The sequence below is a fragment of the Kutzneria kofuensis genome (assembly GCF_014203355.1).
Lineage (GTDB): Bacteria > Actinomycetota > Actinomycetes > Mycobacteriales > Pseudonocardiaceae > Kutzneria > Kutzneria kofuensis.
Window position 1 is genome coordinate 1286576 of the sequence record NZ_JACHIR010000001.1, and the last position, 11054, is coordinate 1297629.

10 protein-coding genes are annotated in these 11054 nt (G+C 71.9%); 5 read left to right on the forward strand and 5 right to left on the reverse strand.

What is annotated here, in order from left to right:
* Window positions 1-51 precede the first annotated feature (51 nt).
* Window positions 52-1230, reverse strand: a complete 1179-nt coding sequence (locus BJ998_RS05750; RefSeq protein WP_184859161.1) for a glycosyltransferase — start codon at window positions 1228-1230, stop codon at window positions 52-54.
* Window positions 1231-1566: 336 nt separating this feature from the next.
* Here BJ998_RS05750 and BJ998_RS05755 point away from each other — a divergent pair, with 336 nt between their 5' ends.
* Window positions 1567-2076, forward strand: a complete 510-nt coding sequence (locus BJ998_RS05755) for a deaminase domain-containing protein (RefSeq protein WP_184859162.1) — start codon at window positions 1567-1569, stop codon at window positions 2074-2076.
* A gap of 43 nt (window positions 2077-2119) precedes the next feature.
* Here BJ998_RS05755 and BJ998_RS05760 read toward each other — a convergent pair whose 3' ends face one another.
* The 3 genes from BJ998_RS05760 to BJ998_RS05770 form a co-directional block, all read right to left on the reverse strand.
* Window positions 2120-2617, reverse strand: a complete 498-nt coding sequence (locus BJ998_RS05760) for a hypothetical protein (RefSeq protein ID WP_184859164.1) — start codon at window positions 2615-2617, stop codon at window positions 2120-2122.
* A gap of 17 nt (window positions 2618-2634) precedes the next feature.
* Complete coding sequence (locus tag BJ998_RS05765) at window positions 2635-3939, reverse strand: S8/S53 family peptidase (protein WP_184859166.1); 1305 nt, start codon at window positions 3937-3939, stop codon at window positions 2635-2637.
* Between the two features lie 144 nt (window positions 3940-4083).
* Window positions 4084-4668: a TetR/AcrR family transcriptional regulator gene (locus tag BJ998_RS05770; RefSeq protein WP_184868456.1), complete on the reverse strand. Its 585-nt coding sequence runs from the start codon at window positions 4666-4668 to the stop codon at window positions 4084-4086.
* Window positions 4669-4770: 102 nt separating this feature from the next.
* Between BJ998_RS05770 and BJ998_RS05775 the strand changes: the two genes are divergently transcribed.
* Genes BJ998_RS05775 through BJ998_RS05785 form a run of 3 tightly spaced genes read left to right on the forward strand, consistent with a single transcriptional unit; the run spans window position 4771 to window position 8407 of the window.
* Window positions 4771-6111 carry a cytochrome P450 gene (locus BJ998_RS05775; RefSeq protein WP_184859168.1) on the forward strand — a complete coding sequence of 447 codons (1341 nt, stop codon included), beginning with the start codon at window positions 4771-4773 and terminating at the stop codon, window positions 6109-6111.
* Window positions 6092-6922, forward strand: a complete 831-nt coding sequence (locus BJ998_RS05780) for an SDR family NAD(P)-dependent oxidoreductase (protein WP_184859170.1) — start codon at window positions 6092-6094, stop codon at window positions 6920-6922. Before BJ998_RS05775 ends, BJ998_RS05780 begins: the two co-directional genes overlap by 20 nt.
* Before the next feature lie 9 nt (window positions 6923-6931).
* Window positions 6932-8407, forward strand: a complete 1476-nt coding sequence (locus BJ998_RS05785) for a flavin-containing monooxygenase (RefSeq protein WP_184859172.1) — start codon at window positions 6932-6934, stop codon at window positions 8405-8407.
* Here the strand turns inward: BJ998_RS05785 and pdxR are convergent.
* Window positions 8394-9809, reverse strand: coding sequence for a MocR-like pyridoxine biosynthesis transcription factor PdxR (gene pdxR, locus BJ998_RS05790; RefSeq protein WP_184859175.1), 1416 nt, complete (start codon window positions 9807-9809; stop codon window positions 8394-8396). The genes BJ998_RS05785 and pdxR overlap by 14 nt on opposite strands.
* Window positions 9810-9856: 47 nt before the next feature.
* Between pdxR and BJ998_RS05795 the strand changes: the two genes are divergently transcribed.
* A complete protein-coding gene (locus BJ998_RS05795) occupies window positions 9857-11011 on the forward strand; it encodes an MFS transporter (protein ID WP_184859176.1) in 1155 nt (384 codons plus the stop codon).
* Window positions 11012-11054 lie beyond the last annotated feature (43 nt).

Genomic DNA, 11054 nt, shown 5'->3' on the forward strand with positions numbered 1-11054 from the left:
TGACCTGCTTGAGGAAGTGCCGCAGCTTGTCCTCGGTGCCGGACCGGTCGTTCATGCGGCCACCACGGCCTCCAGATGGGCGACGGCGGCCTCGATCCCCGGCAGCGCGAGCACGGCGCGCTTGGCCCGGCGGACCTGGGCGGCGATCCTGGTGTCGGACAGCACATCGCGGCAGGTCTCGAACACCGCGTCGGCCGTGGTCTCGGGGATCCGCGCGCCCAGGCCGAACTCCGCGAGCCGGTCGGCGTTGTGCGGCTGGTCGCCGAACTGCGGCAACGCCGCCATCGGCACGCCGGCCCGCACCGACTCGCGGATGCTGTTGTAGCCGGCGTGGGTCAGGAACAGCTGCGCGCATTCCAGCAGCGCCGGCTGCGGCATCCGATCGACCACGTGCACGTTCGCCCCGACCTGGATGTCCCCGACCGGGAACCCGGCCGTGGCCACCACGGCTTGACAGTCCACACGCGACAGTCCGTGGACGATGGCCCGCAGCGTGACGTCGGGGTTCTCCATGTCCTCGGGCGGGTCGATGCCGAGCTCCTTGAACGCGCCCATCATCGGCAGCGCCGTCCCGACGGACGCGATCACCAGCGGCCGATCGGCCGGCAGCGCGGCGATGTCCGCGGGCAGCACCTCGTTGCTCGCCACCGAACCGGGCTGGCGGTAGGTGAACGGTGTGGGCAGGTCGAACGCGGCGAACGAGTACTCGGCGGGCAGGCAGTCCAGCCGCCCGTGGCGGTGGATCGACGCCGCCGTCGTCTCCCCGGCGAGGCCGAGCTCCCGCCGCCGCTCGTTCAGCGGCTCGACCAGGCCCACCGGGTCGATCAGGTTGCCGGCCCCGGACGGGGCCGACAGGCACGGGACGCCGAGCTGCTCGGCCACCAGCACCGCGGCCAGCTCCGCGCCGTCGCGCAGCACCAGATCCGGGGCGAACTCCTTGGCCAGCGGCATGATCGCCTGGTATGCGGCCGTCACGTGCGGGCCCGCCGCCGTGGCCAGCAGCTGTTCGCGGACGTCCCGCCGCTGCTCCGCGCGGACCATCCGGCTGATCGACTCGACCACGCCGGGCAGCACCGGGGCCACGCGCGGCAGGTCCGGCTCGAACACTCCGGCCAGCTCCGGCGGAACCGTCACCAGCACCTCGTGTCCGGCCGCGGCGACGGCCCGGGCCAGTGGCAGCATCGCGCGCGCGTGTCCCTGGGAGCCGGTCACGCTGCACAGAACTCGCACAATGGTTTCCTCTCGCTCGGCGACCGCAGGCAGGACTGAAGGCCACCCACGAAATCGTGCGCAGCGTCGGTGGAGCGCCGGTCCGGCCGGCCCTGTCGACGCTAGGACCCCTTTCCCGGCACCGATAACCCCTAGCCGCCCCTACGGGCCGAGTTGTCCACTATGGACTGCCAGTTGCCGCTGGCCGTCCGGTGGTCACGCCTGCCCTGTCAGCCTGTCGGCGTAGAGCGCCGGCCACGTCCGAGCGAGTGATTCACCGCCGGGACACGTATCGATCGCGTGCCGGCGGCCGAAGTCCCTGACGTCGAACACTGCCGTTCACACTGGAGCCAGTTGATGACGAGTTCGGTCCGCGCCACCGCGCAGAACACCGTGACCATCACCTACGACCTCACCCTGCCCGACAAGACCGAGATCTCCGGCACGGAGACATGCACCACCGGCCAGAACACCGGCGCGCCCAGGTACTACCGCCGCCGGGCCGACGGTCGGGACCGCCGGGGGAGGTTGCAGTACTTCCACATGTGGGACCCCGACGCCCAGCTGTTCGACTGGCTGGCGAACGAGGTGTTCGAGTACTACGAGGCCGACCCCGACGCCTACTTCGACGGCGCCGCCGGGGCGACGGGCACGATCACCGTCGTCGACGACCAGGGCCCGTGCCACTCCTGCCGGTCGGTGATCGCCCAGTTCAAGCGGGAGTTCCCGAAGGTCGCGATCACCGTCAAGTACGCGACCGGCGACACCAACCGGGCCACCCGGGCCGCCGGCGTCGGCAAGGGGATCTACGGCTACGACAAGGGCGCCGTGCACGACGGCCTCGGTTGGTGGACCAAGACGTTGTGAGTCACAGGGGGTGCGGGCCACCCGCACCCCCGTGCCCGACCGGTCAGCTGGTGCCTTCGCCCTGGCCCAGGCCGAGACCGGTCCGCCAGGCGCTGACCAGGACGCCGTCCTTCTGGATGTCGAACGCGCCCGGCGTGCCGAAGTACGTGCCCCGGAACGACTTGTCCGGCATGGCCAGCCGCAGGGTGCTGACCGGAACGGCGTTCTCGGGCAGGTCGGGGCGGTGGTAGGCGATCTGGGCGTGCAGCGGGCTGTCCGGGCGCAGGACGAGGGTGCCGCCACGGCCGTCGACGTGCACGGGAATGTCGGCGCCGGGGCCGGAGACGGTGACCAGCGGCGTGTCGGGGAGGGTGCAGGCGACGCCGTCGTGGGCCAGCAGCGTCAGGTCGAAGGTGCCGAGGCTGAGGTTCTGGCTGAAACCGCCGAAGTAGAACGACACGATGTCGGCGCCGCACGGCACGGGCGGGGCCGTGACGGCCGCCGCCGGCGCGGCCGAGAGGGCGGCCCCGGCCACCAGGGCGAGGAGGGCGAGCTTCTTCATCGTAGGAATCTCCCGGGTCAGAAGGCGGCGAGCCCGTGCGGGGAGCCGAGGCCGGTGGGGCCGTCCCAGCCGGGGCCGGCGTTGCAGACCGCCGAGCCGGAGCCGGGGAAGTCGGCGCAGTGGTGGAAGATCTCGTTGTTGCCGCTGGTCACGTCGTTGAAGGCGGAGGCCTTGGCGGCATACAGGGTGTTGGGACCGTCCACAGCGGACAGGTGGCCGGCGCGGGCGTAGAGGCCGGCGATGTACGGGGACGAGGCGCTGGTGCCGCCGATGACCAGCCAGTTGTTGGGCTCGTCGCCGGTCGGCGCGTAGGTGTCGTAGACGGCGACGCCGGTCGAGGGGTCGGCGTCGGCGGACACATCGGCGGCGGCGCGGTGCCCGTTGCACGCGGCGGTGACGGCCTTGGGTTGCCCGTTGGCCTTGGCGAAGGCGGTCTCGCAGCCGCTGCCGGCGAGGGACCAGGCGGTTTCCTTGCCGGCAGCGGGCAACGTCGTGCCACCGACGGCGACCACGCCGGGCAGGTTGGACGGCCAGCTCTGGTGGACGCCGCCGTTGAAGCCTTCGTCCCCGGTGGATGCCGTGATGGCGACTCCCTTGTGGGACAAGGCCGCCAACGTGTCGCCATGGGTGTTGGTGACGTCGGCGGTGTAGCCGTAGCTGATGCTCACCGCGGACGCGCCGGCCTTGATCGCCGTCCGGACGGCCGCCGCGAAGTCACCGGTTGACACGTCGTTGTCGTCGATGGCGTCCTGCCACGGCACCGACACGTACATCAGCCGGCAGGACGGGCAGGCGGCCGACGCCATGTCGACGTCGAGCGAGGTCTCGGCGGCCACTTCCTCCTCGATCGCCGCCCCCTGACCGCTCTGCTGCGGCGCCACCTGCGGACCGCCGGTGTAGTCCAGCAGGCGCAGGCAGCCGCTCTGCTCGGTGCACGCCGGCAGCCCGAACGTCGCACGGTAGGTCGCCAGATCGGCCGCCAGGTTGCCGTCGACACCGGCGCCGATGACGGCAATCGTTGCCGTGCTACGGGAATTCGCCGGCAACGAGTACGCCGTGGCCAGCTCGCTGGGCGAGTAGCCGGCCGGTTCCGTGGTGCGCAACGGGGTCGCGCCGCCCGGCTTCGCGGTGACCACCAGGGCATCACATTGCCGGCAAACCGGTCGCACGCCGTGGTTCTGCAGCAGTGTCGCCGCATGCACCTGCTGGTGCAGCTGCGTCGCCGACGGAGTTGGTCGGCCCGCGACGGCAATCGGGCTGCCGACGATTCCCACCAGAACCGTGACGGCGACGGCCGTCACGGTTGATCGCGCCCAAGACATGGCGGACACTATGGCACCGCTGAACAACGATCATCGGAATACGTGAACTATCCTTCACCGGCGCAACCCAGCTGCCGGATCATGCGTCTTGGTTCTCTTGGCGCACACCGGTTCCCGGTGAAACGGGCAGACTTCGGACGGCCTTCAGCCCCGGGGCCCGAGCAGGGCGATGGAGGCCTGGACGGCCGTCTCGGTGATGTCGGTGGCCTCGCCGCCGTCCTCCACGTTGCTGGCGATCAGCTCCCGCAGGCCGCCGAGCAGCACGATGGCCATCTGACGGGACACCCGGCCGATGCCCATGGCCCGCAGGCTCTCGGTGTCGGTGAGGGACTGGACCATGTCGATGAACTTCTCCATCAGGTCCCGCTGCAGGTCGCGGCCGAGGACGCCGAGCGCGGGGATGTCCCGGATCCAGCTGTGGGTGACGGCGCGCTGGGCGTCGCTGCAGGCCAGCCACTCCTCGACGGCCTGCCGGACCTGGGTCGGCCATGAGGCCGTGGGGTCGACGGCGGCGGAAATGCGCCGGATCATCTCGTCGTTGGTCTCGGTGATCAGGGCGACGAAGCAGGTTTCCTTGCTGGTGAAGTGCTCGTAGAAGGTCCGCCGGGAGGTCCTGGCCAGGCGCACGATGTCGGCGACGGTGGTGTCGCGGTAGCCGATGTCGGCGATGGCCGCCGCCAGCCCGTCGAGCAGCCGCCGCCGGAAGTCGGTCTGGACGCTCGTCACCATGGTCACGGTATACCTCCCCGTTCGGCGTCGACGCCTTGAGCTCGCTGGTACGTGAGCGTACCATCGGCCTGGTACGTTGGCGTACCACATGGGAGGCGCATCATGGCGACGCTGCCACCGGGACCGTCCACACCACGGCTGGCGCAGGCGGTGTCCGCGCTGATGAGACCGGGACGCGGCTTCCGCCAGGCGCGCGCGAGGTACGGCGACGCCTTCACCATCAACTCGCCGCTGTTCGGCCGGGCCCTGGTGATCAGCGACGCCGCCGAGATCAAGCAGCTGTTCCAGGCGGGCGCCGAGATCGCCGACAACATCGAGCCCAACCTCGGGCGGGTGCTCGGCTCCGGCTCGCTGTTCGCCCTGTCCGGCGACGAGCACCGCCGGCAGCGCAAGCTGCTGGTGCCGCCGTTCCACGGCCGCCGGCTCGCGGCGTACGAGCAGATCATGGAGGAGGAGACCCTGCGGGAGTTCGCCTCCTGGCCGCGAAACCAGCAGTTCGCCACGCTGCCGTCGATGATGCGGATCACGCTCAACATCATTCTGCGGGCGGTGTTCGGGGCCGAGGGCGCGGAGTTCGACCGGCTGCGGGACCTGCTGCCGGCCTTCGTCAAGCTCGGGTCGCTGCTGGCGGTGCTGCCCGTCCCCAAGGTCGACTGGGGCCGGTGGAGCCCGTGGGGCCGGTTCCGCCTGATGCGCCGGGAGTACGACGAGATCGTCGAGCGGCTGATCGCCAAGGCGGAGCGGGACGGCAGCCTCGACGAGCGCGAGGACATCCTGGCGCTGATGCTGCAGGCCCGCTACGACGACGGCACGGCGATGAGCCACGGCGACATCGCCGACCAACTGCTGACCCTGCTCACCGCCGGCCACGAGACCACCGCCACCACCCTGGCCTGGGCGGTGGAGCGGCTGCGCCGCCACCCGGACGTGCTGCGCGACCTGACCGAGGAGACCCGCACCGGCGGGAAGACCCTGCGGGAGGCCACCATCCTGGAGGTCCAGCGGACCCGGCCGGTGATCGACATGGTCGGCCGCAAGATCAAGGCCGACGGGGCCCGGCTCGGCCGGTGGACGCTGCCCAGGGGACAGACGGTGCTGGTCGGCATCGCGTTGATCCACGAGGACCCCGACCTGTTCCCGAATCCGCGGGCCTTCGACCCGTACCGGTTCGTCGGCACGAAACCCGATCTGTACCAGTGGATCCCGTTCGGCGGCGGCAGCCGGCGGTGTCTCGGCGCGGCGTTCGCGACCATGGAGATGAACGTGGTGCTGCGGGCCCTGCTCCGTGACTTCGACCTCATCCCCACGGCCCTGCCGGACGAGCCCTGGCACTCTCGGGGCATCGCGAACGCCCCGGCCAAGGGCGGCCTCGCGGTCGTCCGCCCCCGGACCCTGATCGACGACCACGTGACGAGGAGTGCCGATGCCCCGACAGCTTCCTAGGCTCACCGGCCGGCCGGTGATGATCACCGGCGCCGCCTCCGGCATCGGCCGCAGCCTCGCGCTGCGGCTGAACCGGCTCGGCTCGCCGGTGGCCGTCGCCGACGTGGACGCCACGGGGCTCAAGCAGACCGCCGCCTCGCTGCGGGGCACGGTGCTGACCCGCGTCCTGGACGTCAGCGACGCCGCCGACCAGCGGAAATTCGCCGACGAGGTGCGGGACTGGCTGCCCGCGCCGCTGGCCGCGGTGTTCAACAACGCCGGCGTCGCGCTGTCGTCCACGGTGCTCGACGCCGATCCCGAGGACGACAACTGGCTGTACGACATCAACTTCCACGGCGTGGTCAACGGCACCCGGGCGTTCCTGCCGATCCTGGTCGGGCAGGGCGAGGGCGTCATCGTGAACACGTCCAGCGTGTTCGGGCTGGCCGGCATGCCGTACCAGAGCGCCTACTGCGCGGCCAAGTTCGCCGTCCGCGGCTTCACCGACTCGCTGCGCCAGGAGCTGCGCGGCACCGGCGTCAGCGCGGTCACCGTGCACCCCGGCGGCATCAAGACGAACATCGTCCGAAATGGACGGATGCGGCAGGATCCCGAGGGCCGCGAACGGTCGAAGGAGGAGATGGCGGCCTCGTTCGAGGCGATCGCCATGACCACGCCGGACAAGGCGGCGCAGATCATCCACCGCGGCGTGGAGAGCGGCAAGGCCCGCATCCTCGTCGGCCCGGACGCGTACGTGTTCGACGCGCTGATGCGTATCGCCCCCACCCACTACTTCGACCTGCTCGGCCGGTTCGTCTCCCGCCGCGGTTAAGGAGCCCTTGTGCCCAGCGAACATCTGGACGTCCTGATCGTCGGCGCCGGCCTGTCCGGCGTCGGCGCGGCGCACCACATCCACACCGCCTTCCCGCGCCGGACGTACGCGATCCTGGAGGCCCGCGAGGCCAGCGGCGGCACCTGGGACCTGTTCCGGTACCCGGGCGTGCGCTCCGACTCGGACATGCAGACCCTCGGCTACCGGTTCCGGCCGTGGACGCAGGCCAAGGCCATCGCCGACGGGCCGGCCATCCTCGACTACATCCGGGAGACCGCCGCCGAGGCCGGCATCGACCGGCACATCCGTTACGGCCACAAGGTTGTCGCCGCCTCATGGTCCACAGAGGACTCGCGATGGACGGTCGAGGTCCAGCGTGACGGCGAAACCGTGCAGTTGACGGCGAACTTCCTCTACCTGTGCACCGGCTACTACCACTACGACGGCGGCTACGCGCCGGCCTTCCCGGACGTCGAGCGGTTCGCCGGGCCGGTGATCCACCCGCAGCAGTGGCCGGAAGACCTGGACTACGCGGGCAAGAAGGTCGTCGTCATCGGCAGCGGCGCCACCGCGGTCACCCTCGTGCCGGCCATGACCGACAAGGCCGAGCACGTGACCATGCTGCAGCGCTCCCCCACGTACATCCTGGCCCGGCCGGGCGAGGACAAGCTGGCCAACCGGCTGCGGAGGCTGCTCGGCGACCCCCTGGGCTACATGGTGACGCGGTGGAAGAACGTCGCCATGGCCACGCTGATCTACCGGCTCAGCCGGCGCCGGCCCGGGATGATCCGGTCGTTCATCCGCAACGAGACCGTGAAGCTGCTGCCGCCCGGCTACGACGTGGACACGCACTTCAAGCCCCGGTACGACCCGTGGGACCAGCGGCTGTGCCTGGTGCCGGACGGCGACCTGTTCCGGGCCATCCGCCACGGCCGCGCGTCGGTGGTCACCGACGAGATCGCCGGCTTCACCGAGACCGGGATCCGGCTGCGGTCCGGCGCCGACCTGCCCGCGGACGTCGTCGTCACGGCGACCGGGCTGCGGTTGCTGGCGTTCGGCGGCATCCGGCTGGCGGTGGACGGCAAGGAGATCAAGCTGCCGGAAACCCTGGCGTACAAGGGAATGATGCTCAGCGGCCTGCCGAACTTCGTGTTCACCATCGGCTACACCAACGCGTCGTGGACGCTGAAGGCCGACCTGGTCGCCGAGTACACGGTCCGCCTGCTGCGGCACATGGACGAGCACGGCTACACCCAGTGCGTGCCGGTCAACGACGGTCCCGAGATCACCGAACGGCCGCTGCTGGACTTCGCCGCCGGCTACGTCCAGCGGTCCGTGCACGAGTTCCCCCGGGCCGGGTCGCGCCGGCCGTGGCAGCTGGGCATGAGCTACGCCAACGACGTGCTGCTGCTGCGCCACGGCCGGATCGACGACGGAACCCTGCGCTTCCGGGCAGCCGAGCGGCGGCCGGTCAGGAGCCGCTGACCAGCAGGTCCGCGATAGCGGCGATACCGGCCTCGATGGCGCGTCGAGGCGTGTCGCCGAAGCCGAGGACCAGCCGCGGTTCGGTCGGCGGCGTGTGGCACATCCGGGCCAGGCCGTGCAGCCCGACGCCGCGCCGCCGGGCCTGCTCGATCACGTGGTCCTCGTCGGCGCCGGCGGGCAGGTGCAGGACGGCGTGGAAGCCGGCGGCGAGGCCGGTGACGCGGAGGCCGGGGGCGTGCGTCGCGAGGGCGGCGACGAGCGTCTCCCGGCGCGCGGCGTACTCGGCGCGGGCCCGGCGCAGGTGCCGGTCGTAGCGGCCGGACTCGACCAGCAGGGCCAGCGCGAGCTGGTCGAGGCTGGGGCTGCCGCGGTCGGCGACGTGCTTGCCGTGGGCCAGCGCGCCGAGCAACCGGTCGGGGGCGACGACCCAGCCCAGGCGCAGGGCCGGCGCGAGGGACTTGCTGACCGTGCCGAGCGAGACGACGCAGTCGGGGCCGAGGCCCTGGACCGAGCCGACGGGATCCCGGTCGTAGCGGAACTCGGCGTCGTAGTCGTCCTCGATGATCACGCCGTTGTGCCGGCGGGCCCACGCGATCAGCTCCTGCCGGCGGTGCCCGGCGAGCACCACGCCGGTGGGCCACTGGTGGGCCGGCGTCACGAGCACGGCCCGCGCTCCACTGCGTTCGAGCGCGGCGACGTCCAGGCCGTCCTCGTCGACCGGGACGGGCAAGACCGTCAGGCCGGCGGCGTGCGCCTGCTCGGTCGTCGACCCGATGGCGCCGGGATCCTCGACGGCGAGCGCGTCGACGCCGTCGGCGGCCAACGCCCGCAGCACCAGGCCGAGCGCCTGGGCCATGCCGTTGCAGACGACGACCTGGTCGGCAGCGGCGGCGACTGCCCGAACCCGTCGCAGGTACGCGGCGAGCACCTCCCGCAGCCGACGTTCGCCGGTTGGATCGCCGTAGTCGAAGGCCGTGTTCGGGGCCGTACGGCAGACCTCGCGGACCGCCCATGCCCAGTCCTCACGCGGGGCGAGGCGCAGATCCGGGACGCCGTGCCGGAAGTCCGCGATGGCGTGCCGCGGCGGTACAGGCGGGGTCTCTGGCGTTGACGCGACCGGCCGGGCGGCCGCGCCGGCAGCGACCCGTGTCGCGGAGCCGGGGCGGCTGGTCAGGTAGCCCTCGGCCTGCAGCTGGACGTAGCAGTCCTGCACGAGACCCCGGGACAGGCCCAACGCCCGGGCGAGTTCACGGGAGGAGGGCAGCCGTTCCTCGGCGGCCAGCCGGCCTTCGCGAACGGCCTCGCGCAGCTGGTCCTCCAGCTGGGAACGGAGCCCGGCGCCGCCCTCCCGGTCGATCGCGATCAGCAGCTCCGGCCCCGAACCGGCCCACTCCACAGCCATGAAACCGGACCTTACCGGTGGACCGGTTCGCTCGTAGCGTTTCCGCCATGACCACTGACCTGCGCCTCCGCCCCAGCCTCGTCTCCCGCGCGCTGCTGCTGCGCTTCGTGTCGATCGTGGGCTCCTCGATCGGCTTCTACCTGCCGCTCTCGGTCGTGCCCCTGTACGCGAAGCAGGCCGGCTCGGACGGCGGCGCCGGGCTGGCGACGGTCGCCCTGCTGCTCGCCACCGTCGCCTGCGAGCTGGTGACGCCGCGATTGGTCCAACTGGTCGGCTACCGCTGGGCGCTGGCCCTCGGGCTGACTCTGCTCGGCGCGCCGACCCTCCTGCTGACCGTCAGCGACCGGACCTGGGTGATCGTCGCCGTCAGCGTGGTGCGGGGCGCGGGGTTCGCGATCGCCGTCGTCGCCGGCGGCGCCATCACGGCCACGCTCATCCCCACCGAACGCCGCGGCGAGGGTCTCGCCCTCGTCGGGATCGTCGGCGGAATCCCGGGCACGCTGGCGTTACCCGCCGGTGTCTGGGCCGCCGCACAGTGGGGCTACGAGTCGGTTTTCGTCACGACGGCGGTCGTCACCCTGCTCGCCCTGCTGTCGCTGCCCGGCCTGCCCCGCACCGCACCGGCGATCACCGGCGAGGGCCATCAGAGCGTGCTGGCCGGCCTGCGCAACGCCGTTCTCGTGCGGCCGGCGACGATCTTCGCCGCATCGGCCGGGGCCGCCGGGGTGCTCGTCACCTTCCTCCCGCTCGCCACCACCGACCGCCCGGCCTGGGTTGCCGCCGCCGCTCTGCTGGCCCAGCCCGCCGCGTCCACTGTGGCCCGCTGGGCCGCCGGCCGTCTCGGCGATCGCTACGGCTCAGGCCGCCTGCTCGTGCCCGGTCTCGTCCTGGCCGCCGCCGGCATGGCCGCCATCGCCTTCACCGGCACGCCCTCGCTGGTCATCGGCGGCGCGCTCGTCTTCGGCGCCGGGTTCGGCGTGCTGCAGAACGCCACCCTCGCGCTGATGTACGCCCGCGTGCCCGCCGGCGGCGAAGGTCCCGTGAGCGCCATCTGGAACGCCGCCTACGACCTCGGTATGGCCGCCGGCGCGCTGTGCGCCGGGCTGGTCGTCACCTCGATCGGCTACCCCGGGACCTTCCTGCTCGCCGCCGTCGTCATCCTCCCCGCGCTCGCCCTCGTGCGCCGCGACCGCCGTCCCTGACGGTCGGCAACGTCATCTGTCCGGCTGACGTACGCGAAGGCCT

Bases quoted from the DNA above. Each gene is read 5' to 3' on its own strand.
- BJ998_RS05765 (WP_184859166.1), bottom strand. From the start codon at position 3,939: ATGTCTTGGGCGCGATCAACCGTGACGGCCGTCGCCGTCACGGTTCTG.
- BJ998_RS05795 (WP_184859176.1), top strand. From the start codon at position 9,857: ATGACCACTGACCTGCGCCTCCGCCCCAGCCTCGTCTCCCGCGCGCTG.
- BJ998_RS05775 (WP_184859168.1), top strand. From the start codon at position 4,771: ATGGCGACGCTGCCACCGGGACCGTCCACACCACGGCTGGCGCAGGCG.
- BJ998_RS05755 (WP_184859162.1), top strand. From the start codon at position 1,567: ATGACGAGTTCGGTCCGCGCCACCGCGCAGAACACCGTGACCATCACC.
- BJ998_RS05780 (WP_184859170.1), top strand. From the start codon at position 6,092: ATGCCCCGACAGCTTCCTAGGCTCACCGGCCGGCCGGTGATGATCACC.
- BJ998_RS05760 (WP_184859164.1), bottom strand. From the start codon at position 2,617: ATGAAGAAGCTCGCCCTCCTCGCCCTGGTGGCCGGGGCCGCCCTCTCG.
- pdxR (WP_184859175.1), bottom strand. From the start codon at position 9,809: ATGGCTGTGGAGTGGGCCGGTTCGGGGCCGGAGCTGCTGATCGCGATC.
- BJ998_RS05770 (WP_184868456.1), bottom strand. From the start codon at position 4,668: ATGGTGACGAGCGTCCAGACCGACTTCCGGCGGCGGCTGCTCGACGGG.